At 61.1% G+C, this 24,018-nt stretch carries 22 protein-coding genes; 13 read left to right on the forward strand and 9 right to left on the reverse strand.

Features of this window, described 5'->3' with window-relative positions; genetic code table 11:
• Nucleotides 1–8 precede the first annotated feature (8 nt).
• Entirely contained in the window at nt 9–230 is a 222-nt protein-coding gene (locus tag ACXR0M_RS08305; protein WP_458831451.1) for a hypothetical protein, read from the forward strand.
• Here the strand turns inward: ACXR0M_RS08305 and ACXR0M_RS08310 are convergent.
• From ACXR0M_RS08310 to ACXR0M_RS08325, 4 genes are all read right to left on the reverse strand, one after another.
• Complete coding sequence (locus ACXR0M_RS08310; protein WP_458831452.1) at nt 214–1,860, reverse strand: SulP family inorganic anion transporter; 1,647 nt, start codon at nt 1,858–1,860, stop codon at nt 214–216. The two genes, ACXR0M_RS08305 and ACXR0M_RS08310, sit on opposite strands and share 17 nt — an antisense overlap.
• Before the next feature lie 80 nt (nt 1,861–1,940).
• On the reverse strand, nt 1,941–3,221 hold the full coding sequence (locus ACXR0M_RS08315; protein WP_458831674.1) for a serine/threonine transporter: 1,281 nt from the start codon (nt 3,219–3,221) through the stop codon (nt 1,941–1,943).
• 254 nt (nt 3,222–3,475) lie between these two features.
• Nucleotides 3,476–3,646 (reverse strand): hypothetical protein, encoded by a 171-nt coding sequence (locus tag ACXR0M_RS08320; protein WP_458831453.1) that lies wholly within the window; start codon nt 3,644–3,646, stop codon nt 3,476–3,478.
• 46 nt (nt 3,647–3,692) lie between these two features.
• Nucleotides 3,693–3,887 carry a hypothetical protein gene (locus ACXR0M_RS08325; RefSeq protein WP_458831454.1) on the reverse strand — a complete coding sequence of 65 codons (195 nt, stop codon included), beginning with the start codon at nt 3,885–3,887 and terminating at the stop codon, nt 3,693–3,695.
• Between the two features lie 231 nt (nt 3,888–4,118).
• Here ACXR0M_RS08325 and ACXR0M_RS08330 point away from each other — a divergent pair, with 231 nt between their 5' ends.
• The 3 genes from ACXR0M_RS08330 (at nt 4,119) to ACXR0M_RS08340 (ending at nt 6,340) form a co-directional block, all read left to right on the forward strand.
• Nucleotides 4,119–4,526: a tautomerase family protein gene (locus ACXR0M_RS08330; RefSeq protein WP_458831455.1), complete on the forward strand. Its 408-nt coding sequence runs from the start codon at nt 4,119–4,121 to the stop codon at nt 4,524–4,526.
• A gap of 181 nt (nt 4,527–4,707) precedes the next feature.
• Complete coding sequence (locus tag ACXR0M_RS08335) at nt 4,708–5,232, forward strand: cysteine hydrolase family protein (protein WP_458831456.1); 525 nt, start codon at nt 4,708–4,710, stop codon at nt 5,230–5,232.
• A 139-nt stretch (nt 5,233–5,371) separates the two neighbouring features.
• A complete protein-coding gene (locus tag ACXR0M_RS08340; RefSeq protein ID WP_458831457.1) occupies nt 5,372–6,340 on the forward strand; it encodes a 2-hydroxyacid dehydrogenase in 969 nt (322 codons plus the stop codon).
• On the opposite strand, the gene tssA is transcribed toward ACXR0M_RS08340, so the two are convergent.
• From tssA to ACXR0M_RS08365, 5 genes are read right to left on the reverse strand one after another with little or no spacing between them, the layout of a single operon-like run.
• Nucleotides 6,337–7,419 (reverse strand): type VI secretion system protein TssA, encoded by a 1,083-nt coding sequence (gene tssA, locus ACXR0M_RS08345; RefSeq protein WP_458831458.1) that lies wholly within the window; start codon nt 7,417–7,419, stop codon nt 6,337–6,339. The two genes, ACXR0M_RS08340 and tssA, sit on opposite strands and share 4 nt — an antisense overlap.
• Entirely contained in the window at nt 7,416–11,240 is a 3,825-nt protein-coding gene (locus ACXR0M_RS08350) for a type VI secretion system protein (RefSeq protein ID WP_458831459.1), read from the reverse strand. The genes tssA and ACXR0M_RS08350 overlap by 4 nt, the downstream gene beginning before the upstream one ends.
• Nucleotides 11,237–12,013, reverse strand: coding sequence for a DotU/TssL family secretion system protein (locus ACXR0M_RS08355; protein ID WP_458831460.1), 777 nt, complete (start codon nt 12,011–12,013; stop codon nt 11,237–11,239). Before ACXR0M_RS08355 ends, ACXR0M_RS08350 begins: the two co-directional genes overlap by 4 nt.
• A gap of 18 nt (nt 12,014–12,031) precedes the next feature.
• Nucleotides 12,032–13,363, reverse strand: a complete 1,332-nt coding sequence (tssK, locus tag ACXR0M_RS08360) for a type VI secretion system baseplate subunit TssK (protein WP_458831461.1) — start codon at nt 13,361–13,363, stop codon at nt 12,032–12,034.
• Between the two features lie 46 nt (nt 13,364–13,409).
• Nucleotides 13,410–13,856 carry a type VI secretion protein gene (locus ACXR0M_RS08365; RefSeq protein WP_458831462.1) on the reverse strand — a complete coding sequence of 149 codons (447 nt, stop codon included), beginning with the start codon at nt 13,854–13,856 and terminating at the stop codon, nt 13,410–13,412.
• Between the two features lie 228 nt (nt 13,857–14,084).
• On the opposite strand from ACXR0M_RS08365, the gene tssB reads away from it, so the two are divergent.
• From tssB to ACXR0M_RS08410, 9 genes are all read left to right on the forward strand, one after another.
• Nucleotides 14,085–14,627, forward strand: a complete 543-nt coding sequence (gene tssB, locus ACXR0M_RS08370; protein WP_458831463.1) for a type VI secretion system contractile sheath small subunit — start codon at nt 14,085–14,087, stop codon at nt 14,625–14,627.
• 29 nt (nt 14,628–14,656) lie between these two features.
• On the forward strand, nt 14,657–16,141 hold the full coding sequence (gene tssC, locus ACXR0M_RS08375) for a type VI secretion system contractile sheath large subunit (protein ID WP_458831464.1): 1,485 nt from the start codon (nt 14,657–14,659) through the stop codon (nt 16,139–16,141).
• A 187-nt stretch (nt 16,142–16,328) separates the two neighbouring features.
• The gene (locus tag ACXR0M_RS08380; protein WP_007958866.1) at nt 16,329–16,826 is read left to right on the forward strand and encodes an Hcp family type VI secretion system effector; all 498 of its coding nucleotides are present in this window, start codon (nt 16,329–16,331) and stop codon (nt 16,824–16,826) included.
• Between the two features lie 15 nt (nt 16,827–16,841).
• Nucleotides 16,842–17,285: a type VI secretion system baseplate subunit TssE gene (gene tssE / locus ACXR0M_RS08385; RefSeq protein ID WP_458831465.1), complete on the forward strand. Its 444-nt coding sequence runs from the start codon at nt 16,842–16,844 to the stop codon at nt 17,283–17,285.
• On the forward strand, nt 17,269–19,062 hold the full coding sequence (gene tssF / locus ACXR0M_RS08390) for a type VI secretion system baseplate subunit TssF (protein WP_458831466.1): 1,794 nt from the start codon (nt 17,269–17,271) through the stop codon (nt 19,060–19,062). The genes tssE and tssF overlap by 17 nt, the downstream gene beginning before the upstream one ends.
• Entirely contained in the window at nt 19,026–20,051 is a 1,026-nt protein-coding gene (tssG, locus tag ACXR0M_RS08395; protein WP_458831467.1) for a type VI secretion system baseplate subunit TssG, read from the forward strand. The genes tssF and tssG overlap by 37 nt, the downstream gene beginning before the upstream one ends.
• Nucleotide 20,052: 1 nt before the next feature.
• On the forward strand, nt 20,053–22,593 hold the full coding sequence (gene tssH / locus ACXR0M_RS08400; protein WP_458831468.1) for a type VI secretion system ATPase TssH: 2,541 nt from the start codon (nt 20,053–20,055) through the stop codon (nt 22,591–22,593).
• A 45-nt stretch (nt 22,594–22,638) separates the two neighbouring features.
• Nucleotides 22,639–23,244, forward strand: coding sequence for a hypothetical protein (locus ACXR0M_RS08405; protein WP_458831469.1), 606 nt, complete (start codon nt 22,639–22,641; stop codon nt 23,242–23,244).
• A gap of 95 nt (nt 23,245–23,339) precedes the next feature.
• Entirely contained in the window at nt 23,340–23,939 is a 600-nt protein-coding gene (locus tag ACXR0M_RS08410) for a hypothetical protein (RefSeq protein ID WP_458831470.1), read from the forward strand.
• The last annotated feature ends 79 nt before the right edge of the window (nt 23,940–24,018 follow it).

Genomic DNA, 24,018 nt, shown 5'->3' on the forward strand with positions numbered 1-24,018 from the left:
GCAACGCAATGAAAAACGCCGCCCATCGTGAGATGGGCGGCGTTTTTTTATGGCTTGAATTTCCCTCCTATTTGCCTGAACACGCCCATGCCGGATCGCATAACCCTGTAGGAGCTGCCGAAGGCTGCGATCTTTTGATCTTGCTCTTTAAAAACAAAATCAAAAGATCGTCCGATCGCGGCCCGAGCCTTCGACAGCTCCTACATAGAGCAATTATGCGCGAAGGTTGAGGGCCTGCTGCACCGCGCCATCGACGCTCCGCCCGCTGAGGACCACGCCGTTGGCCGTCACCTCCGGCAACGCCTCCAACGCAGCCAGCGCCCCATGCTTGAGCCGCGCCAGAATCAGCCGCTTGTCCGCCTGATGCACGCGCAAAAAGAACTCCTGCATCGCCTCGATGCTGGTGCCGTCCAGGTCCGGGGTTTCCTCAAGGCTGAGAATCACCGTGTGCAGCGGCGCGTCCGCGTGCCGTATCAAACGCAGCGCCGCACCGAGAATCCGCTCGACATTGGCGAAGAACAACGCCTCGCTGGGTCGCACGATCAATATCCCCGGTTCAGCGGTCGCCTTTGGATGGCGCTGCAGATCGACAAAATCATGCCCGCCGTCGATCCGCCCGAGTAGCTGAATATCCGCCGCCGACATCTGCTTGAGCATCAACAACACGCTAATCGCCACCGATACCAGCAAGCCGTCGAGAATCCCCAGCACCAGCACCGCCGCCACCGCGCACAACACCAGCAACCGGTCCCGCCGCCAGATGAAATAGCGTCCCAGCGGCTGCAGACTCAAGCCACGGCCCAGCGCATGCATGACGATGGCCGCCAGAATCGGCTCCGGGGTCAGGGCAATCCACGGCAACACCGTCAACACGATCAGCAGCACCACCAGCGCCGCCACCCCGCCAGCCCAGCGCGAAGTTGCCCCGGCTGCCTCGTTGGCCGACGTCGCCGAATACCCGGCCCCCGCCGGCATGCCGTGAAACAGCCCGGACAGCAGATTCGATGCACCGAGTGCCAGCAGATCACGGTTGGAGGTCACCCGGTCGCCATGTTTCAGCGCGTATGAACTGATCGAGCCATACGATTCGGCATACAGAATCATCACCAGCGCAAACCCCACCTCCCCCAATCGCAACCAGTCGGCGAACGGCAGCACCGGCAGGTTCGGCACTTCAAGGCTGAGGTCGATCAAGCCGATCAGCTTCACACCGTGGGCCGGCAGGTTCAGCCATTGCCCCGCCGCGATACCAATGACCACGACCAGCAAGCCGCCGGGCACCCGCGGAAAACGTGAGAACAGCCCCAACAACAGCAACGCCACCGCAGCGACCGCGGCTGCCGACCAGTTCCACTGCGGCAGTTGCTCGAACAGTTGCGGGGCGAAGCGCACCAGATTGGCGTCGGTCAGATGCACACCGACCACGCTGGCGACCTGCTTGAGAATGATGGTGGCGGCCAGGCCGAAGGCGAATCCGCGCAGCACCGGTTTGGCGATGAATGAGGTGACGCTGCCGAAACGAAAAATCCCCGCCAGCAGGAACAAGCCGCCGGTGACGAGCACCAGGCCAGCCGCCAGTGTCGCGCGCAATTGCGGGTCACCGTTGGCCATGGTCGCGGTAGCCGCCGCCAGCACCGCGGCCGAAGATGACGTCGCGGAAACAATGGCAAAGCGGCTGGTACCCAACAGCCCGTAGCAGAGCAACCCGGCGAACAGTGCGATCACCCCGGCCTGGGGCGCCAGCGCGGCGATGGTCGAATAAGCCACTGCCTCCGGCAACAACAGGCCGGCAATCGACAGGCCCGCGAGGATATCCCGCCAGCGATCAGGTTGTTCTACAGGTTGAGGGGCGCTCGACAATCCACTGTCTCCAGACGAAAAAAAGCCGCTGTGCGCATGACGCACAGCGGCCACTGTAGCTGAGTCTCTGGCGCTTGGGCTTACGCCGTCAGCGAATAAATCACCGCCGAAATCGCTACCAGACCGACTGCGGTGACAAATACGTTTGACGCCTGACCGCGATAACGCGCCATCGCCGGTACCTTGCGAATCGCGTACATCGGCATCAGGAACAGGATCGCCGCGATCACCGGACCGCCGATTGCCTCGATCATCCCGAGGATGCTCGGGTTCAAAGTGGCAACGATCCAGCACACCACCAGCATGAACGCGGCGACGATGCGATCCAGCGCCTTGGCGCCCGGACGCTTGCCGCTCTTGATGATCAGCCCCTTGAGACCTTCGCTGGCGCCGATGTAGTGACCGAGGAACGACTTGGAGATCGCCACGAAGGCAATCAGCGGCGCGGCAAACGCAATGGCCGGGTTGCTGAAATGGTTGGCCAGGTACGACAGGATCGACAGATTCTGTGCCTTGGCTTCGGCCAGTTGCTCCGGCGACAGGGTCAGCACGCAACTGAAGACGAAGAACAGCACCATCACCACCATCAACAGGTGCGCGCGGCAGAGGATCTGCGAGCTGCGTTGCTCTGCATTGGCAACGTAGCGACGCTTCTGATCCACCGCGAACGCCGAGATGATCGGCGAGTGGTTGAACGAGAACACCATCACCGGGATCGCCAGCCATAGCGTATGCAGCAATGCCGAGGGTGCGGGCACTTGCGAGGCGGTGGTCAGAATGCCGCCTGTCCAGTGCGGGATCAGATACACCGCGAGGAACAGCAGCGCAACGATGAACGGATACACCATCAGGCTCATGGCCTTGACGATCGCCGTTTCGCCACAACGCACCACCGCCAGCAGGCCGAGGATCAGCACGAACGACAGCAGCGCGCGCGGTGGCGGCGTGATGTGCAGTTGGTGTTCGAGGAAGCTGGCGACCGTATTGGTCAGGCCGACGCTGTAGATCAGCAGAATCGGGAAGATCGCGAAGAAGTACAGCAAAGTGATCAGCGCGCCGGCCTTGATGCCGAAATGCTGCTCGACCACCTCGGTGATGTCGGCGCCTTCACGACCGGAGAGCACGAAGCGGGTCAAGCCGCGGTGAGCGAAGAATGTCATCGGGAACGCCAGCAGCGCGAGGATCACCAGCGGCCAGAAGCCACCCAGCCCGGCGTTGATCGGCAAAAACAGGGTACCGGCGCCAATGGCCGTCCCGAACAGTCCCAACATCCACGTGGTGTCATGGCGATTCCAGCTCGACAGTTCAGCTGGTGCTGCCGCTTCATAGCGTGCGTCGACGCTATTGGCCTGATCATTCATCCGGTCGGATCTCCGCATTCCGGTCACTTGCCACTCGGTCAGGACGCGTCGGAAAAAACCGACAGACATGCTCCGGCCGAAACAGGGGCGCGATTCTCCGCGATAAATGAGCAGAAGCAAAGACTTAGCTGAGCAACGGTTATACGGAGCAGATCAGCGGGTTGTCGTTTTTGGGGAAATAGATGTCGGCTAGCGGTACGTTAGGTGTCGTTTTTAGGCAAGTTTTCAGCGCTGATTGGAATGGCAAGATCTGATCAGATGGATCGAGCCAAGAGAAATCCGAGTGACACGCAATACAGGCCGAACGCCAGCAACCCCCAAATGGGGTACATATCGCCCTTGTTTTTAATACGCATCCTTTCTTCCCACTCCTCGTGCTCTCGTTCCATTTCTTCCATTCTTGCTTTGCGATCATAAGTACTCATGTGGGTTTCCTTTTTGGCCATGAATCCGGCGGTTGCGAGCGAATAGTCAAAACTTGAAGAAAACACGTGCTACTGCAGTGATTGCTGTCACCACACCAGCCAACACGGCGAACGGATATAAATTTGTCTCTCGATTAAGCTTTTTCTCCTCCGCCATTAGCTTTTTTCTCTCAGCCACAAGCTTTCTTGCCTCATTCTCCAGCCTGTCGAGTTCCAGATTTTCAAGATCGTTCTTGAGCATTCGCCTTCCTTGGCCGTTAGCAGTCACTGCACACGTTGTTTCGTTCCCATATGATTTCGCAAACGTCTCTAGCCCGATAGCAGACGTCTCCGCCATATTCGTAGGCAAAATCCCCGAATTTCGTAGGGTGCCTCATACAAAACCAGCAGCAGATTCAACACCTCTCCACTTTCAATTTCCCCGACATGTTCTAGCGTGAGAGGGGTCCCCTGCCCCACGGAGGTTCTGCCCATGCCCCTCGTTCGCGTCGACATCCGAAAACACACCGACCCCACCTTCGCCAAACGCATCGGCGAGCAGATCTACGCCGCCCTGCGCAACACCATCAATGTGCCGGAGCACGACAACTTCCAGATCCTCAACGAGCACAACGGCGAGCATTTCATCTTCGACCCGCAGTATTTGGGCATACAGCGCAGCGATCAGTTGGTGATCATCCAGATCACCCTCAGCGAAGGCCGCACGCTGGAGCAGAAAAAAGCCCTGTTCCAGACCATCGCGCACAACCTGAACAGCCAACTGGGCATTCGCCTGGAGGACGTGTTCATCAATCTGGTGGAAGTCAAAAAGGACAACTGGTCGTTCGGCAACGGCATTGCTCAATACGCGGTTGACAGCCCTTCTCCGCCACCCGCATGATCGGCGCATGAACCTTCGCTCGCAGCACCTTACCCGCACCACCACGACCGCTACCGGCGGGTCGTGGCGTGGCTGCCTGAGGTGAATCCAGCGCAGTGAACCCAAGGCCCCGCCAGCAATGGACGGGGCCTTGTTGTTTCTCCCGTCCGTGCGGCACTTGCAGCCCTCAAGGAGAAGCACCATGTCCGCAGCACTATTGATTGTCGATATGCAGGTCGGTCTGTTCCATGGCCCGGAGAAACCCCACGACGGCGAACGCGTGCTCGCCAACATCCGGCATCTGATCCACCGGGCGCGTCAGCAGCACGTGCCGATCTACGCTGTACGCCATACCGGCCCGGCAGGTTCGCCGATTGCCGCCGACAGCCCCTTCTGGCAATTGCTGCCGGAACTCGAACTGAATGCTGATACCGACCATCTGTTTAACAAATCCAGGCCCAATGCCTTCCACGGCACTGACCTGGCGCAGTTGCTCAACGCTGCGCAGATCGACGAGCTGTACCTGGTCGGCATGAAGACTCAGTTCTGCATCGACGCCACCTGCCGCGCCGCTGTCGATCTGGGCTTCAAGCCTTTGCTGGTGGCCGACGCCCACACATGCATGGACACCCCGACATTACCCGCCCAAGTCATCATCGAGCACCACAACGCCACTCTCGGCGGAGCATTTGCGCGGCTGATCAACAGCGCCGACGCGGGCTTCTGACGAACGTCCGGGCGCTTCCCGTTTCAGCTCCTACACTGGCTGAGGCGGGACCGCCGCCAGCATTGCCAAACCGCTCCGCAATCAGCACTCTGACACGACTTTCGCGACCGAACCGCCATTGATCAACAGGAGCCGCGCAATGCCCGCCACCGTTCTGGTACTGGTTGAAACCATCAATGACTATCTGCCGATCCTCGAGCATCAGGGTTTTCATCTGATCCTCGCGCCAACCCCGGCCGAGCGCGCGCAAGCCATCGCCAGTCACGGTGCCCGGATCGATGCGGTGCTGACCCGGGGTCCGCTGGGTCTGACCGCCGACGAGATCGCGGCCCTGCCGATCCTGAAAATCATCACGGTGATCGGCGCCGGTTACGAACAGGTCGACCTGCAGGCCGCCAGCGACCGCGGCATCACCGTGACCAACGGCGCCGGAGTCAACGCTTCGTCGGTGGCCGACCATGCCATGGCCATGCTCCTGGCCCTGGTGCGCGACATTCCGCGCTGCGACGCGGCGGTGCGCCGGGATGAATGGCCGAAGATCATGCGCCCGTCGCTGGCCAATAAACGCCTGGGCATTCTCGGCCTCGGCGCGGTGGGCATGGCGATTGCCAGGCGTGCCCACCTCGGTTTCGACATGCAGATCAGCTACCACAACCGTCAGTTGCGCAGCGATGTGCCCTACGTGTTCTGCTCGACACCGACCGAATTGGCGCGGGCCTCGGACTTTCTGATCGTGGCTACACCCGGCGGCATCGGCACCCAACATCTGGTGACCCGCGCGGTGCTCGATGCCCTCGGCCCGAACGGCTTCATCGTCAACATCGCCCGCGCCAGCGTGGTCGCCACGGCGGACCTGATCGCCGCCCTTGAACAACGGCGCATTGCCGGCGCGGCGCTGGATGTGTTCGATCACGAACCGCAGGTGCCGGATGCGCTGAAAACCTTAAGCAACGTGATTCTCACGCCGCACGTTGCCGGCCTTTCACCGGAAGCCACCCAAGGCACGGTGGAGCTGGTGGGGAAAAACCTCGTCGCGTTCTTTTCCGGGCAGCCGGTACTGACACCGATTGCCCTGCCACCGCGTCTGGGCAATCAGCGCGTGCACTAAAGCACCCCGAGCAAAGTCCACAGGCGCCGCGATTCGGCGTCTGCCGAGATCAACTCGCCGAGCAGTTCGCTCAACGGCTTGTTGCCCCATTCGACCCCGCGCCGGATCAGATAAGGTACCGGACTGTGCGGCTCGGTGCGGGCGAGGAACTCGGCGATCAACAGCAACTGCCGATAAGCCTCTTCGCGACTCGCCGGTTCACGCAACACCTGCGTGGCCGGGACGTCTTCCACCGGCCGCGCCACGGCGACAGGCGCCTCAAGCTCAACAACTGGTGTTGCCGGTTGTTGTGGGTGCATGGCAATGAACTCCTGAACCAGCGTCAGCGAGGCTTGAATGGTTTCCTGCAAGGGACGCAACCCCGGCGCCTGATCGCCCAGATACGCATCGCTCCAGGCATCCACTCGCTGCAGATGTTGCAGGCTCAGCAGCAAGTTACCCTGCATGCGCAGCCAGAACGCCATCGGCGTCACACGTATCTGCTCGTCGAGCTTCTTCTGTTCGTTGCGCGCGATGTCAGACGAGGCCTTGGCATTTTTACTGTCGTTGGCCTTGACCTGCTGCACCTGCAAGCGACGCCAGACGTCCAGCGTGTAGACCTCGAAATCACTGTTGCGGGTGCCGAACAACGGCACTCGGGTCAGCAGGATTTCACTGTAGCGGCGCACCAGCCATTCGAGCGGTATCACCCGCCACGACTGATCGCCATCCTCAGCCTGCGGATGCAGTTGCTCGGGATAGCGCTCGCACAGGCCGGCGATCAGCGCCAGGCTGCCGGGCAAGCCGTCCAGTCCTTGCAGATGCAGCCACGCCTCGCCCAGCCACGCGGCGAGCATCAGGTCTTTGCTGCGCTCCAGCAGCAGAGTAGTGGTGATTTTTTCCACCTCAGGCCAGTTTGCCCGTTTGATTGCCGACTGCCAGACCCCGGTCGGCAAACTCGTGTCATCTTCACGGCGCAGGTCGCGCAGTTGGTCGAACTCACGTTCGTAACGCAAGTCCGCGCCGCAGGGGTGCTCGGCACTGATGGGCGCCAGCAACTGATCGATCAGGTCCGGCAACGTCGTCGATGGCAGGCTCACAGGCCCTCCTCGTTTCGGGGATCCAGGGCGGCGGTGGTGCCGGTCAGTTGATAGGGTGAGCGCGGTGCCCGTGTCGGCAGCGGCGAGATCGCCAGCGGCAATTTCGAACCCTGGCTCATCAGCGACACACGCACGAACATTCGCGTGAATTCACTGGTCACGCTATCCGTCGCGGCCGTCACCGGCAGGCGCAACGCCAGCGGAAAGTCGGTGTAATCGAGGTTCGGCTGACGCTGCACGGAAAAATGCGCGCGCATCAGTCGCAGCAGCGACCACGGCCCGCCGTACTCCCAACCAGCCTCCATGTCGCGCACCACCAGGTTCGGTTGCAACGGATCGTTGACCGGACGCTCCTTGCCGTTGCGTGCCCAGCGCAGGGTCAGCCGCACCGGCTGGCCGACCATCCAGCGCAGGTTCGGCTGTTGCGCTGCGGGATAGTTGATCTGCTGATTACCCGCCAGCAACCCCCAGGCAATCACCTGATCGGCGCCCTTCTCTTCCTCGCGGTCAGTGCGCCAGCGCACATCCAGTTCAACCCCGAGAATGCCGCTCTTGTCACGCACAAACAGCGGTGTCAGCCACTCGCTGGCCTGTTTCAGACGATTGAGAAAGTCTTCGGCCGCCAGCCGTTCCGGGGCCTGGCTCAGGACCAGTCCGGCCTGCGCCACCGGCAGACGCTTGTCGATGATCTCGAGAAAGTGCTGCACCCGCGCCGGATCGGCATCCTGCGCCTGCACACCGTTGGCAAACGGAAAGCGATCGGCCAGGTATTGATTGAAATAGGTCGCCAGCTCATTCCACGCCGCCGCCGCTTGCTGCTGTTGCAGGAGTTGGCAGCGCTGCAGCGCCGACTGCTGCAACTCGACCGCGCGCATCGCCAGGGTGCCACGCCCGCCCGCCAGATTCGCCGTTTGCAGGACCTGCAGGCAGGAACCGCTGTCCATCTCGATGAAATCCCGGCTGACCAGTTGTTCGATCTGCGCCGGAGAACTCGCCGGGTTGGCGTCCTTGTATTTGAGCAATTCATCGTTGAGCGCGCTGAACTGCGTCACACGCTCGTAATCCAGTGCCGAAAGATTGCCTTGCTGGGTGATCAGCCATTGCAGCGCCGACGCGCGACGTTCGGTGATGCCGAGCATGGTGTTGAACTGCTGTTTGAGGCTCAACTTCAGGTCCTGCACATCGCTGGCACCGTACAGTTGCAGACCGAGGTTTTTCGAACCGTCCCACTGGCTGATTTCGGTACGCCCGCCGAACAACGGTTGCGCGGTGATTTCCTCCAGACCACTGACGATCTGCGCCAATGCCCGCCGGTTCAACGCCCCTTGCAGGCGCGACGCCAGATCGCTGCGATGCACTTCGACGAAAGCCTTCTGCAGGGCCATCGCCTGTTCGGCTTTCACATTGAACACGGCATAGGGTTGAGTCTGGTCATTGTGATCCTTGAGGCTCAGCCACATGGCCTGCGCGGCCGCCGTTTCGGCAGCTTGCAACAGCGCATCGCGATACACCGGCGGGATGCGCGGCAATTCTTCGGCAACATAGTTTTTATAGCTGGCGAAGTAGCTCAGCGAAGTATTCAGGTCGTCGCCGTCAACCGTCTGGCCCTGCAGGTTGACGTTGTCTTGCGAGGCACGCATCGCGATCGACACGAAATCGCGCTTGAACAGCGCCTGCAGCGCGTTGTCGAGTTTGACCACCTGTTCCTGCAACGCCAGTTGCCCGCTGCCCTGCTGCACCAGCAAGTTAGCGCGTGTACCGACCTGGGCGATCCACTGATCGCGAAAGCTCTGCTGCAGTTTGCTCGCCTGCTGGTCCAGTTGCTGCTCGACGGTGGGTCCGAGCAGCGCGCTTTTGCGCACCTTGTCGAGGAAATCCCGATAGCCCGGCACCAGTTCCTGGCCCTTGCCACGGCTCCAGGTCGAGTTGGTCAGGGCGACAGCCGCTTGCAGGTCATCGATCAGCGCACGTAAATCCTCCAGCTCGCTGAGGCTGTTGCCGCTGCCGGCCTCCAGTCGCTCCAGATGCAGCTTGAGGTAACCGGCCTTGCTGACAAAATTGTCGGCGAGGAAATACTGATCGAGCCAGCGCTCCATCAGTCCAGTGAAATTGTTGACGATCTGCGGCCGGTCCGTGCCCAGGTCCAGCGCTTGCAGATCATCACCGTCTCCCGCCGCCAGCAGCCGATTGTAGTAAGCGGCGTGAGGCAACGCGGCGGCGTTGAGGTTGAGCGACAGCGCGCTGTTGCTCAGTTGCACCAAGTCGTCCAACGGCGCCCGCCGGTTGTTCTGCACTTCACCGAACAACTGGTTCTGTTGTTCCAGACGCAGCGCGCGATCGACCAGGTCGGTCGCTTTCTGATAGTTCTGCCACTGCGCCGGGTCTTCGCTTTCGATGCTGTTGCGCCGGTCGGTGCTGCGAATGGTCTTGATTTTCGCCAGCCCCGCGACCAGCAGATCGTGCAGCGGCACCAGCATATGGCGTTGAGTGGCCCGGTACAGTTCCTGTTCGACCCGGGTATCGAAAGAAGAAAACCACGATGTCGGGTACACCAGCGAGACGTAATGCCAATGCGGGGCTTTTTCCAGCACCCGCCAGAAGCTCTGCACATTGCGCCGGGTCGGTTCGATGCGGTGTGCTTCGTCAGTGACCGCGACGTAACTCTTCTGCGCGCCCTGCATCAGCCGCGCCAGTTCGTGAGCGTCGCGCACCGAGTCGCGCCAGACCCAAACCATCGCCACCGCCCACGCCACGCCGACCACCAGTGCGACACCGGCGGTAATCCGCTGCCAGCGCTGGCGCAAACGCAACAGACGCGGCACGCCCTGCGCCAGGCCCCGTTCGCCGACCAGCCGCTGGCGCCACAACTGGCGCACGAAGGCACTGCGCTGCACACCGCTGTCGTCTGCGGAAAAACCGTCCAGCGCATCTTCCGACGGCTGACTGGCCGTCAGATACACCCCGCGAAAACAAGGTGCCTCACCCTGAGCGTTACCCTGAAACACCGGTTCAAGCACGTTCTGCAAGCCACGGCGCAATGTCTCCAGACGCTCCGGCAAGGCATACAGATCGGCACTCAGCTGTCCGCTTAGCGTACCGATCTCGATCACCGCTTCAGCGACCGCGCGGTGCAATCGATCCAGTGCCTGGTCGCTCCACTGCCCTTGCCACACCGCGTCGCGGGCGTAGGGCGATGACCAGCCTAACGTGCGCTCGCGCGCCTCGTCAGGCAACGCGCTGAGCAGCTCCTGAAACCCCGGCAACTCTTCCAGCCCGGTGACGATCACATACACCGGCAGAGTCAGGCCGAAACGCTGCAACAGGTCGATGAAGCGGCGGCGCGCCGCCAGCCCAAGTTGGGTGGCCTGTTCCAGATTGCCCAGGCGACTGACCGGTACCGTCCAGATCACCGCGTCCAGCGCACGCTTGCTGCGAAGACGCACCATCAGTCCGAGCAGGCGCCACCAGCCGCCGCGTTGCAAGTGCATACCGTCTTCAGGCAGAAACAACGCCTGCGGCACCACCAGCACCGCGCCTTCGGGGTCCGACCACCAGCGACCGAACCAGGCCGGCTTGTCGGTGGGTTGCAAGTGCCATTCGTTGACCAGCTGCGTGCCCTGGGTTTCATCGCCGAGCATCAACAACCACGGCATCTGGTAGCGATTGTGGCTGCCCTGTTCTTGCTCCATGTGCCGCACCGAAGCGTAAAAACTGCGGATCGCCGCGCCGCTCCGGGTCCGCAGCCACCACACCGCGACCGCGATGATCACCAGCAGCAACAACAGCGCGACCACCCACGCGACGATCGTCAAAGTGCTCATGACTCTTGCTCCGGGGCTGCTACCGAATCAGGCACCTGCAGCATTGGCTCCAGTTCCGAGCGAATGTCGCGCCACAGAAACTGGCCGATGCCGGTCAGCAGCAGAATCATCGCCACGACCCCCAGCGCCAGGCGAAAGCCGTCCGGTAACGCCGTGCGTACCGGTAGCTGCAACGGCGCGACCTGTGACGGTTGCACCAGACGCTGACTGACATCGGCGTAATCCGCTTCGCCTTGCCAGGCGAAGTTGAATAGCGCCAGCCGCCACTTTTCCAGTTGCACCTGACTGTGTTCGCCGCGCAGTCGCCCATAAAACCCCAGGATCAGACATTGCAGGTAGACATTGGCCAGATCGCGAGTGGCTGGTTGTTGTTCAGCGAGCAGGGTTTGAATCGCCGCCGGCAATTGTTCGCCGGCCTGACGCGTGGAATACAGTCGCGACTCCAACGGTTTGCCTTGCCACGCCGCTTGTCCCGGCCACGGGCTGAACAACAGGGTTTCGTCCACCAGCGCAACGAAGGCATAGACTAGCGCCTTGACCTGCTCAGTGGCCGAATCGCCGACCCGCGAATACGCCGTGCGCCACAAGCGTTGCGAGGCCTGGGTCGACAGTTCGACGACCGTATCGACCAGTGCGGCCTCGTCCTCGCTGTCCTTGGGCAACAGGCTCCAGTCCAAAGACCATTGCTGCCACGTTTGCCGAAAGGCGCTGCTGAGCGGCGCGTCCTGCAAACCCGGATTTCTCGTTGCGGCCCCGGCAGTCCCTTCCGACATGCTGCGTTCCTTGTGTGATCAGGCACTTTCACTGGTCTGTGCAACAAACAGCACCACTTGCCACGGGCTGCTGGTCAACTTCGCGGCGGGCGCGGCGATCATCAGCGGCAACTGTGCGTCGAACCACGCGCCTTCGGCCGTCACCACAAACAGCCGCGTGTCCTCGCCGACGCTGTAGGCAACCTGCTCGCTGCGGCTCATCGCCTGATGACTCAGACCGCTCATGCGCTGGCGACTGAGCAAGGCGATATGCGGCACCGAGGCGATGATCGCGCTGCGCAGCCACTCCCCGGCAGCCTGCTCACTGGCACCGTTGGGCATGCGCAGACCGATGACCAGGCGCTGGCTTGGTTGCTCGTCCGGCAACTGGATGGAGAAGCTCTGTTCGCCACGTTCGAATGGCAGGCTGCGATAGCCGGCGCGGATCAGTTCAAGGGTGGTTTCCAGCCAGTTGAGCACCGCGTCGTAACCACGTTGCAGCTCCAGGAAATCCAGCGCTGCGAAGGCTGGCACTCCGGCCACCGGATCGAGCGCCGACCACGCGCCGGCCAGCCCCAACAATTGCACATAGAGGTTTTGCGGATGGGCGACACGACTGTTGAGTGCGCCTTCGACTTCCGGCAAGCGTGCCCACAACGCCGTCAGTTGCCGACGGATTTCCAGCGCATCGTCCTGATTGCCGGCCTGCTGCGCCTGGCGCAAACGACCACCAAGGAACATGCATTTCTCCCGCGCCCGCGCGCACAATCCGGCAATCCGCCGACCCAGCGGCGACTCGGGCAACAGCAGCGGCGTCGGCGGCGTGTAAGCCAATGCCAGGAAACCACCGCCCTCCTTGCGGATTCTCAGCAACGGCAGGCAAATCGAATCGGCCTTGTTCAGTTGCGTGCACAGGCGCGGATTGGGGCGCCACACGGTGATCGATTCAGGGAATTCGCCGCTGGTGAGGTCGGGTAGCGCCTCGCCAACCACCGACTGCAAACGACCCTTGAGTGGCAGCAATTGCCCGGCGCGCCACAGCGGGCTGATCGCCAGGTACACGGTGACGGTGGCATCGTCGGTTTCGTTGATCGCTTGCCCGACATCCAGTTCCACGACCGGGCCGATGCCCGCGTGCAGTTCCACCGGTAAACCGTCGGGCATGGTGCCTTGCAACGCCAGCACCCGAACCACACCGGCGCTCAGGGCCGAGGGATCGAACTCCATGCGATTGACGCCCCAGAACCACGGATTGCACGCTTGCGCCAGGTGCGCGCCAAGGGCCTCGGCACGCAAGCCCTGCAACTGAAAATGCTGGGGCAGCAATTGCATGCCTTCGTGCCAGCAAACCGCGTCAGGTAGCAGACTCATACGACTCCCTTCGACCCTGCCGCAAGCCGGCGGCGGGCGGTGTGTTTCAGTTTTCCTTGCTGACCAGGCTCATCTCGCGACTGTCGAACTTGAGCCACGCCTCACTCTGATCGTCCAGCCGCAAGCGGTGCGCACCGGGTGTGTTATAGCTGGCGAAGACCAAAAGTCCAGCGGCCTTCCTGCCCCCCAACGGAAAGGGCTGGCGGTCGATGAATTGCCCCGGAACCAGCTCCACGCCCCACACGCTCATCAGCTGACGATAGTCGCGCTGATACTGCTCACGTTCGGCAAACCACTGCCCGGCACTGATGCCCGACAGTTGTTTGAGCAGGTCTGGATCGTTGACAGCGATGAAATCCACGGCAATCGGCGTGTCGTCATTGGCCTTGGGCGCGACATCGAGGGTCAGGCTGTCGAGGTTCACTGTCGGCCCGAACAACGAACAGCCGGCGAGCAAGACAAACCCGATTGTTAGAAAAAGTCGTCCAGACAAAATGAATTTTCCTTTTCGCGAGACAGTCCAAAAATGTTTTTCGCTTGCATTTTTATAGACCTGTTCTAGCGTCTTGGGTAGTTCGGTTCCTACAGCCGAATGAGGAAGGTTTGTCAAAGGAACGACAGGTCATCTGCCACCCTTTCTAACCTGTGGTCCAGCAAGGGAAAGCGATGAACGGGCCGCCCCGATGCATTGCGCCCGCCCATCGCATCGGAGTCCGCCGCCATGGCAGAAAGTACCCAGCACAAGCTCGACCGGGTTCGCCCGCCCCGAGTGCAAATCACCTATGACGTCGAAATCGGCAACGCTATCGAGAAAAAGGAATTGCCGCTGGTGGTCGGTATTCTGGCCGACCTCTCGGGCAAGCCCCTTGAACCACTGGCAAAACTGACCGAACGCCGTTTCACCGAAATCGACCGCGACAATTTCAACGAGGTCCTCGCCTCCATCGGCCCGCGCGCCACGCTGCAAGTCAACAACACCCTCAGCGGCGACGACAGCAAGCTCAACATCGAGCTGAAATTCAAACACATCGACGACTTCGACCCGGTCAAGGTGGTGGAGCAGATCACTCCGCTGCGGCGTTTGTTCGAAGCCCGTCAGCGCCTGCGCGATCTGCTGACCAAACTCGACGGCAACGATGACCTGGACAAGCTGTTGCGCGACGTCATCGCCAACACCGAAGGCCTGCAGGAAATCAAATCGGCCCGCCCGGACACCGCTACCCCGGCCGCTGACGCCGAGGCCCCGGCCGAACCGCAAGCCTGATCGTCCACTTAATCGAGGGAGCATCCGTCATGCCCGCCGCCGCCCAGAATCAAGCCAGCGACAACGCTGCAGCCGAAACCCTGTCCCTGCTCGACCGGATCATCGCCGAGGGCCGCATGGCCCACGATGACAGTCAGCAGGATTATGCCCGCGACATGCTCGCGGAATTCGCCACCCAGGTACTTGACGAAGGCATGGCCATCGACAAGGACACCGTGGCGATGATCAACGACCGCATCAGCAAGATTGACGAACTGATCAGCGCCCAGCTCAACGAGGTCCTGCACCACCCCGACCTGCAAAAACTCGAAGCGTCGTGGCGCGGCCTGCACATGCTGGTACAGAACACCGAAACCAGTACCCGGCTGAAACTGCGCCTGCTCAACGTCACGCAGAAAGAACTGCAGAACGACCTGGAAAAAGCCGTCGAATTCGACCAGAGCGCGCTATTCAAAAAGATCTACGAAGAGGAATACGGCACCTTTGGTGGCCATCCGTTCAGCCTGCTGGTAGGCGACTACACCTTTGGCCGGCACCCGCAGGACATCGGCCTGCTGGAAAAACTGTCGAACGTCGCCGCCGCTGCGCACGCCCCGTTCATTGCCGCCGCCAGCCCGCGGCTGTTCGACATGAACAGCTTCACCGAACTGGCGGTGCCGCGTGATCTGTCGAAAGTTTTCGAGAGCCAGGAACTGATCAAGTGGCGCTCGTTCCGCGAGAGTGAAGACTCGCGTTACGTCTCGCTGGTGCTGCCGCACTTCCTTCTGCGCCTGCCTTACGGTCCTGACACCGCACCGGTGGAAGGCATCAACTACGTCGAGGACGTCAACGGCACCGACCACAGCAAATACCTGTGGGGCAACGCCGCGTGGGCGCTGTCGCAACGCATCACCGAAGCCTTTGCCAAATACGGCTGGTGCGCGGCGATCCGTGGCGCTGAAGGCGGCGGCGCGGTGGAGGGTCTGCCGGCGCATACCTTCCGCACCAGCTCCGGTGATTTGTCACTGAAATGCCCGACCGAAGTGGCAATCACCGACCGTCGCGAGAAGGAGCTCAACGACCTTGGTTTCATCGCGCTGTGCCACAAGAAGAACAGCGACGTCGCCGTCTTCTTCGGTGGCCAGACCACCAACAAGTCCAAGGTCTACAACACCAACGAGGCCAATGCCAACGCACGCATCTCGGCGATGTTGCCGTATGTGCTGGCGGCCTCGCGATTTGCCCACTACCTGAAGGTGATCATGCGCGACAAGGTCGGCAGCTTCATGACTCGCGACAACGTGCAGACCTACCTCAACAACTGGATCGCCGACTATGTGCTGATCAACGACAACGCACCGCAGGAGATCAAGGCGCAGTACCCGTTGCGGGAGGCGCGGGTGGACGTCACCGAGGTTGCTGGCAAACCGGGGGCCTACCGCGCGACGGTGTTCCTGCGGCCGCACTTCCAGCTTGAGGAACTGACAGCGTCGATCCGCCTGGTGGCGACATTGCCGCCGCCGGTTGCGGCTTGACGCTCAAGAAAAAACCGTGTGGCGAGGGGATTCAGCGAAACGTCGCACCGCCCCGATGGGCTGCGTAGCGGCCCTGTTTTGTTGGGGCTGCTTCGCACCCCATCGGGGATAAATCCCCTCGCCACAGGTTCAGTGCTCAGTGTTCAGCCCATTTGCCTAATGTGATTTTCTTCAGGAGTTTCAAGCGATGGATGCAATCATTCTCGACCTCGGCGGCGACATCAAAGGCGACAGCCTGCTCGAAGGTTATGCGGACAAGATCGAAGTCATGTCCTACAGCCACAACGTGGCCATGCAAGTGACCAACGACGTCAGCAACTCGGAACGAACCTCGGGCAAGCCGCATGTCGGCGAGTTCACCCTGACCAAATTCGTCGACACCTCGACGCCGTCCCTCAACGAATACTGCTGCGCCGGCAAACCGATTCCGGAAGCCAAGATCACCATCGGGCGCAACGCCGCTGAAGGCAGTGGGCAACTTCTGCCGTTCATCATCTACACCCTGACCAACGTGGTCATTTCCAATGTCAGTGTCAGCGGCGGTACCGGGGGTAAGCCGGTGGAAACCCTGTCGCTGAACTTCACCAAGATCAAATGGGAACTCACCGCGCAGAAAGACGATGGCACCAAGGAAGGCACGGCCGCGTCGACGTGGGACATGGCCGCCAACAAGCTCGTCAGTTAACCCGGCGTCCCGGCCATGGCAGACATCGGTAGGCGCGCGCCGCTGTTCGAACGCCTCGCGTCTGGCGAGGCTGACGGCGAGCGGGCATTCAGTCAGCAGGATTTGCTCGACTCGGTGCATGCCGAGCTCGGGCGCCTGTTCAATACCCGCCGTGGCTCGCGCGCACTGACGCAGGCACCGAGCGTGATCGACTACGGCATCGCCGACTGGAGCGCTCTGCAACAACAGCGCAGCGATGATCGACGTCGACTGGCGCGAGATATCCGCGAAGCCGTCAGCCATTTCGAACCGCGTCTGAACCTGGGCGAAGTCCAGGTCAATCCCCTGCCCGAGCAACCGCAACGCTTGAGCATTCGCCTGGTCGGCGAGTTGCGCAGCGGCCTGCAACACTGGCCGGTGGCGTTTGTCATCGAGCCCGGCGGTGAAGGCTTGGAGGTGCGCCATGAGCGACTCGATTGATGCGCAACTGCTCGATTACTACCAGCGCGAACTGACCTGGCTGCGCCACGCCGGCAGCCAGTTCGCCGAGCGTTATCCAAAAGTCGCGCGACGTCTGGAACTGTCACCCGGCGAGTGTCCCGACCCGCACGTCGAACGTTTGCTCGAAGGCTTTGCCTTGCTTGCCGCGCGCTTGCAGCGCCGACTCGACGACGACTACGCCGAGTTCAGCGACGCCCTGCTCGAACAGCTGTATCCGTTGGCCGTAAGACCACTGCCCTCCTGCGCCATCGTCCAGTTCCAGCCCGACCCGAGCAAAGGCAACCTCGACGGCGGTTATCCCCTGCCCCGCGACACACCGCTGTTCGTCACCACCGGCAAAGGCGAGAGCATCCATTTTCGCACCTCGGCCGCCGTACGCTTGTGGCCGATAGAAGTCAGCGAAGCGCTATTGCTCGGCAGCGATGAAGCCCAGGCACTGACCGGCGTAGCGCAATCGCGTTCAGCCTTGCGCCTGAGTCTGCGTTGCCTGGGCGAAACCCCTTGGTCCGCGTTGGGCATTGAACATCTGCGCGTTCATCTGGCGGCCTCACCGGTGATCAACGCCTGCCTGTATGACTTGCTCGGCGCCCATGCGGTGCAGGTGCTGGCCGGTTCGCCCGGGAGCATTCCGCTGCAGTTGAAGGGATTGCCGAAGATTGTCGGCTTCAGCGATGAGGAAGTCCTGCTGCCGGACGAGGATGGCGTGCATCCGGGCATGCGTCTGCTGGCCGAGTACTTCGCGTTCCCGGACAAGTTTCATTTCTTCGATTTGCCGATGCGCGGTGTCAGCAGCGACAGTCAGACGCTGTACCTGTACATCGTTTTCGACCGAGCCCCGAGCAGTCGCCTGCATTTGCAGGCCAGTGACATCGCACTGGGTTGCGCCCCGGCGATCAACCTGTTCCCGCGTACGTCCGAGCCGCTGCGTCCGGACGGCACCCGCAGCGAGTACCGTCTGGTGGCCGACAGTCACCGCGAGAACAGCGTTGAAATCCACAGTATTCGCAGCATGCGCGCCAGTTCCGGCAACGGCGTGCAACGGCTGCCGGCGTATTACGGCAGCCAGCACAGCGGCGGCGATCAACAGCGTTACTGGCATGCACGACGGGTTAGCGGCAAAACGCCGAACCGGCTCGGCAGCGACCTGCTGGTGAGTGTGGTCGACACCCGCTTCGACCCGCTGACCGAACTGCCGGACTTCAGCCTTACTGCCGAACTGCTGTGCACCAACCGCCACCTGGCGCAGAGCCTGCCCGCCGGCACAGCGCTGGGTTTCGAACGCCCCGGACCCATTGCCTGGGCACGCCTGCGCAACCCGCCGAGCCCCCAGAGTCTGCCGCGTCTGGACGGCGATTCGCGCTGGCGGCTGGTGTCGCAACTGACCCTCAATCACTTGTCGCTGGTTGAAGGTCCGCAGGCACTGGACGCACTCAAGGAGATTCTGCACCTGCACAACCTGCGCGAGGAAACCAGCGCGTTGCGGCAGATCGAAGGATTGCTGAGTCTGCGCAGCGAGCGTGTGATCGGGCATGTAGGCGCCGACGCCTGGCGCGGCTGGCGCAATGGCCTGGAGGTGCAACTGCAGCTCGATCCGCAGCACTTTGTCGGTAGCAGCGCGGTGTTGTTTTCTGCAGTGCTGGGGCAATTCTTTTCGGTGTACGCCACGGCCAATCGCTTCGTGCGCACGGTATTGATGCAGGGCGACAAGGAGGTCAAGGCATGGCAACCCCAAGCCGGCATGCCCCTGTCGCTCTGACGCTGGGCCAGCGACTGCGCCGCGATCCGCAGGCGTTCGAGTGGCTGCAGGCGCTGCTGCTGCTTGAGCGCGAACAACCGCAAGCCGATTCGTTGGGCAGCGGCACGTCGCCGCAGGCCGAAGCGTTGAAATTGCGCGGACCGTTGACCCCGCTGTTCCCCACCAGCCAGATCGAAAATCTGCGCGAAGAACCGGGCCTGCCGCTCACGCTCGACACGCCGATGTTCGGCCTCGGCGGCCCCGACGGTCCCTTGCCCTACGCCTACCAGGAATGGCTGCAACAGCGGGAGCGGGCCAAGGACCATGCGCCGGCCGAATTCCTCGATCTGTTCCAGCATCGGCTGCTCAGCCTGCTCTACAAAGTGATGAAAAAGCACCGGATCGCCTTGGGTTTCGTTACCCCCAGCGCATCGCCGGTGCAGGCGCAATTGCGCGCACTCACCGGATTGCTGCCCAAGTCGTTGCAGGAACGTCAGGCCATCCCGGACTGCGCCGTTCTGGCCTGCACCGCGCTGTATGCCGATGGTCGGCGCTCGCTGGCCGGATTCGCCGCTATTGTCCGTGAACAGTTCGCCGTATCGGTGGAGCTGAATGCCTATGCAGGTGCCTGGCGAGAGATTCCGCCGACCCGTCGCAGCCTGATGAAGCCCGGCGGACGCAACCTGCAACTTGGACGCACGGCGGTGGCCGGCACGCGGGTCTGGGATGAACACGCCGGCATTCGCCTGACCCTCGGCCCCCTGCCCTCGACGCAGGCCGCAGACTTTCTGCCGGACGGCGAAGCGCATCCGGCACTGGCCAGCCTCGCCGGCTTGTATTTCGGCCCCGATCTGGACGTGACGCTGGTGCTGCTGGTGCGTGGTGCGGTGCCGATGAAATTGGCGCGCCAGACGCCGGCCCTGCTGAGCTGGAACGCAGGCTTGCAACGTCAGGCCAGCCTCGCCGTGCAGCGCATTGAAACCCGCCTTCGTCAGCTGGAGATCACCTGACATGGAACTGGCCAGCCTGATCGGACGCCTCAACCCGGACAACCGCCGCGCCCTCGAACGCGCGGCCCAGCGCTGTCTGCAACGCGGGCATCACTTTGTCGAGCTCGAGCATCTGCTGCTGGAACTGCTGGACATTGAGGGTGGGGATTTTGCCTTTTTGCTGCCGCGTTTCGGCCTGGAGCGGGATGCGCTGACGGCGGAAATCAACAAGGCGCTGGATCTGTTCAAGGCCGGCAGCACTCGCACACCGGCGTTGTCCTCGCAGACTTTAGGGTTGCTGGAAGATGCGGTGGTGCAGGCCAGCGTGTTGGGCCTCGAAAGCATTCGTTCCGGGCTGTTATTACTGGCGTTGATCGACCGCGACGAGCGTCGCAGTCTGTTGCTCAACAGTGCTTCGTCGCTGCTGCGGATTCCCAAGGAAACGCTGCGGGCGAACCTGCTGGAGTGGACGGAAAATTCCCGCGAACATATCGGCCCGCGTTCAGCGAGCTCTGGAAATCCCGCGCCGCGCCAGGATTCGGTACTCGATCAATACACGCAGGATCTGACCGCCGACGCCCATGCCGGTCGCATCGATCCGATCGTGGGGCGCGACGGCGAAATCCGTCAGTGCATCGACATTCTGCTTCGCCGCCGGCAGAACAACCCGATTCTGGTTGGCGCCCCAGGTGTCGGCAAAACTGCCGTGGTCGAAGGCCTGGCCTTGCGTATTGCCGCTGGTGACGTGCCGCCGTCGTTGCAGGAAGTCAGTCTGCGCGTGCTTGATCTGGGTTTATTGCAGGCAGGCGCCGGGGTCAAAGGTGAATTCGAACAGCGTTTGAAAGGGGTGATCGACGCGGTACGCAGTGCCGACAAACCGATCATTCTGTTTATCGACGAAGCCCACACTTTGATCGGCGCTGGCGGTGCCGAAGGCGGCAGCGATGCGGCCAATCTTTTGAAGCCGGCACTGGCTCGGGGCGAATTGCGCACCCTCGCTGCCACGACCTGGATGGAGTACAAAAAATATTTCGAGAAAGACCCGGCCCTTGCCCGTCGCTTTCAACTGGTGCAGGTTGAAGAGCCGGACGAAATGACCGCCGTGGAAATGCTCCGGGGTGTGGCTGCCAAACTCGAACAGCACCACGGCGTGCAAGTGCTGGACGCGGCGATCCACGAAGCGGTGAAACTCTCGCATCGCTACATCTCCGGTCGCCAGCTACCGGACAAAGCCATCAGCGTCCTCGACACCGCCTGCGCCCGGGTCGCCCTTGGCCAGCACGACGTGCCGCCACCGTTGGAAAGCCTGCGTCACCGGCAAAACAGCCTCAAGGATGAAGTCGAACGCCTGCGCCGCGAACAAGCCACCGGCCTCGATCACCGTGAGCGCATCACACTGTTGGAAAGTGAATCGAAGAGCAACGTCCAGGCCATTCGCGAACTGGAAACCCGCTGGAGTGAAGAACGCGTTGCCGTGCGCGAACTGCTTGATACCCGGCGTGAATTACTGACCTTGAGCGAACGCGCCGACAGCGAAAAACCGGATGAAGCCACCGACAGCCGCATCGATCATCTGGCCGCTGAACTGCTGCGCCTGGAGGCCGGGCTCGATGCAATTCGCCAGGATGATCCGCTGGTGCCCGAACAGGTAGATACCAAAACCGTAGCCGCCGTGATTGCGGGCTGGACCGGCATTCCCGTCGGCAAAATGCTCGCCGACGAGGCTCATGCGGTACGTACGCTTGGTCAGCGCATGGGCTTGCGCGTAATGGGTCAGACCACCGCGCTGGCGACCATCGCCCAGCGCTTGCAGGCGTATCGCGCCGGGCTCACCGACCCACAGAAGCCGGTCGGTGTGTTCCTGCTGGTCGGCCCCACCGGCGTCGGCAAAACCGAAACCGCGTATGCGCTGGCGGATGCCTTGTACGGCGGCGAGCGCAACCTGATCAGCATCAATCTCTCGGAATATCAGGAAGCCCACACCGTCAGCCAACTCAAGGGCGCCCCGCCCGGCTATGTCGGTTACGGCAGTGGTGGCGTGCTGACGGAAGCCGTCCGCCGCAAGCCCTACTCGGTGGTGCTACTCGACGAAATCGAGAAGGCGCATCCGGATGTGCTCGAGGCGTTCTACAACGTGTTCGACAAAGGCTTGATGGAGGACGGCACCGGGTTGGTAGTGGACTTCAAAAACACCGTGATGCTCGCCACCAGCAACGTTGGCGCCGAACTATTGCTCGATACACCGACTGCGCAACTCGGCTCGGAAGTGTTCAACGAGGCGCTGCACAAAGTCCTGCTGCAAGCCTTCCGCCCGGCGTTTCTGGCGCGGATGACCGTGGTCGCGTATCGGCCGCTGGATGAGGCGACGCTGGAAGGGATTGTGTTGGCGAAGCTGGAGAAATTGCGTGGCCGCTACAAGGCTGCGACCGGCAAACAGTTCGAGTTTGATTCGGGAATTGTCAAAGCGGTGCTCGCCAAGTGCAGCGCGGCGGGTGCAAGGGATGTCGAGAATGTGTTGATGACGCAGGTGACGGGGAAGTTGGCGGAGTGGGTGTTGGAGTAACTTCATTTTCAGGTGTCCTCAGGCACCTCAAGGAGGATCGGGATCATGGCAATCATTGTGCTACACAATTCGGACGATCAGGGCAGTCGTGCGCCCAGACTCTTTGCGGGTACCGGAGCAATCGTTATCAATGTTTTGTTCGTGAACAACCGCATATCACCAGCCAGCTTGCACAACATTCGCCAGCAGACCATGCATCACCCAGGACCTAACACTGTGTTCTGGATGGGCCATGGTAATGCAGGGATAAAAAACCCTCAGGCGGCCGGGCACCCCTTGACTAGCCCGCCCGCAAGATGTGTGAACTCTCAGGATCTGGTTGACGCGTTAGCGATGCTCAACCCCGATAGAATTTACTTCCTGACATGCAGAGCGTTGCGCTGGGTGGAGCGTGAGTATGGGCGATTTTATCGTTCCATGGCTTTTCTGCCGCGCCGCATCAGAATTTACGCCGCACGGGTCAATCTGATTGGAGGGTCATTGCAACCCACCATCAAAGCGATCCTTTCAGGCGTACCTAATCCGGCAGGAGCATTTGGGCAGGGACAGATTTTCGAATCTCTTGAAGTGTATGGCGAGTCATTCATTGAATGGCAACAGCGAAGTAATCCACAGACTAGTGCAGGTGGCTATAACGAATCACCTATTTGATCGGCACGACTAAACAAAGGCGTGATAGCACTCGATACCGACTTTCCAACGTTCGACACGCAGTGGCCGTGCATTCACTCATGGAGCAGAGAAATATGGCAATGGTATTTGACGATTCCAAACTTAGAGTGGACGTTGACGAAGACATCTCGGCAATAGGTAAAAGCCTTAGCCAAACGTTAACTCGCGGAATTTTATTCACGATCAAATCCCCCAACGGCAAGATGATCCAGTTCAAATCCAGAACACTGAAGTGGCTGGAGGGGCCTCAGGTAAATAATTACGTTACCGATATTTCTGGCTACTCAAAACCGGATGCACTTGACTGGGATGTTGATGTGATGCCCAGAAAGGCCGCTTCGAAAAAAAGCCCTTACTATGATGATGGTGGTGCCTGTTCAAGAACGGAAACTGAAACAAAGATTGGTGACCAACCTGGCGTCGACCACACCAAAAACTTTCTTTTCGAAGAGGGCAAGAAGTTTGACGAAATGGGAAGTCATAGTACCAAAGACAAATTCAGGGGTATCAGCATCATTATTTTCAATAACCATGTCACTCACAAGGTGGAATGGAGTCGAACAGGCAAGGGCGACGGAAGTTATTATAAAGTAGCTGTAACTTCTATCGACGCCTTCCCTGAAAATCTGAAAACCGTACTGATCACGAAAAACTATGACATCACAGGTCTATAGAAAAAGATCGCCCATAGAGTTAATAGGTCAAGCACAGTTCACCAGCACGAAACGTCACCATCAGGGTTCTGGGCCCTGA

The organism is Pseudomonas sp. Eth.TT006, assembly GCF_054456575.1.

What these genes read in the sequence shown, in the direction of transcription:
- tssK (WP_458831461.1), bottom strand. Translation starts at nt 13,363, where the DNA reads ATGAGTCTGCTACCTGACGCGGTTTGCTGGCACGAAGGCATGCAATTG.
- tssF (WP_458831466.1), top strand. Translation starts at nt 17,269, where the DNA reads ATGAGCGACTCGATTGATGCGCAACTGCTCGATTACTACCAGCGCGAA.
- tssB (WP_458831463.1), top strand. Translation starts at nt 14,085, where the DNA reads ATGGCAGAAAGTACCCAGCACAAGCTCGACCGGGTTCGCCCGCCCCGA.
- ACXR0M_RS08380 (WP_007958866.1), top strand. Translation starts at nt 16,329, where the DNA reads ATGGATGCAATCATTCTCGACCTCGGCGGCGACATCAAAGGCGACAGC.
- ACXR0M_RS08350 (WP_458831459.1), bottom strand. Translation starts at nt 11,240, where the DNA reads ATGAGCACTTTGACGATCGTCGCGTGGGTGGTCGCGCTGTTGTTGCTG.
- ACXR0M_RS08320 (WP_458831453.1), bottom strand. Translation starts at nt 3,646, where the DNA reads ATGAGTACTTATGATCGCAAAGCAAGAATGGAAGAAATGGAACGAGAG.
- tssC (WP_458831464.1), top strand. Translation starts at nt 14,657, where the DNA reads ATGCCCGCCGCCGCCCAGAATCAAGCCAGCGACAACGCTGCAGCCGAA.
- ACXR0M_RS08330 (WP_458831455.1), top strand. Translation starts at nt 4,119, where the DNA reads ATGCCCCTCGTTCGCGTCGACATCCGAAAACACACCGACCCCACCTTC.
- tssH (WP_458831468.1), top strand. Translation starts at nt 20,053, where the DNA reads ATGGAACTGGCCAGCCTGATCGGACGCCTCAACCCGGACAACCGCCGC.
- ACXR0M_RS08315 (WP_458831674.1), bottom strand. Translation starts at nt 3,221, where the DNA reads ATGAATGATCAGGCCAATAGCGTCGACGCACGCTATGAAGCGGCAGCA.
- ACXR0M_RS08305 (WP_458831451.1), top strand. Translation starts at nt 9, where the DNA reads ATGAAAAACGCCGCCCATCGTGAGATGGGCGGCGTTTTTTTATGGCTT.
- ACXR0M_RS08335 (WP_458831456.1), top strand. Translation starts at nt 4,708, where the DNA reads ATGTCCGCAGCACTATTGATTGTCGATATGCAGGTCGGTCTGTTCCAT.
- ACXR0M_RS08355 (WP_458831460.1), bottom strand. Translation starts at nt 12,013, where the DNA reads ATGTCGGAAGGGACTGCCGGGGCCGCAACGAGAAATCCGGGTTTGCAG.
- ACXR0M_RS08325 (WP_458831454.1), bottom strand. Translation starts at nt 3,887, where the DNA reads ATGCTCAAGAACGATCTTGAAAATCTGGAACTCGACAGGCTGGAGAAT.
- ACXR0M_RS08410 (WP_458831470.1), top strand. Translation starts at nt 23,340, where the DNA reads ATGGCAATGGTATTTGACGATTCCAAACTTAGAGTGGACGTTGACGAA.
- ACXR0M_RS08340 (WP_458831457.1), top strand. Translation starts at nt 5,372, where the DNA reads ATGCCCGCCACCGTTCTGGTACTGGTTGAAACCATCAATGACTATCTG.
- tssG (WP_458831467.1), top strand. Translation starts at nt 19,026, where the DNA reads ATGGCAACCCCAAGCCGGCATGCCCCTGTCGCTCTGACGCTGGGCCAG.
- ACXR0M_RS08405 (WP_458831469.1), top strand. Translation starts at nt 22,639, where the DNA reads ATGGCAATCATTGTGCTACACAATTCGGACGATCAGGGCAGTCGTGCG.
- tssE (WP_458831465.1), top strand. Translation starts at nt 16,842, where the DNA reads ATGGCAGACATCGGTAGGCGCGCGCCGCTGTTCGAACGCCTCGCGTCT.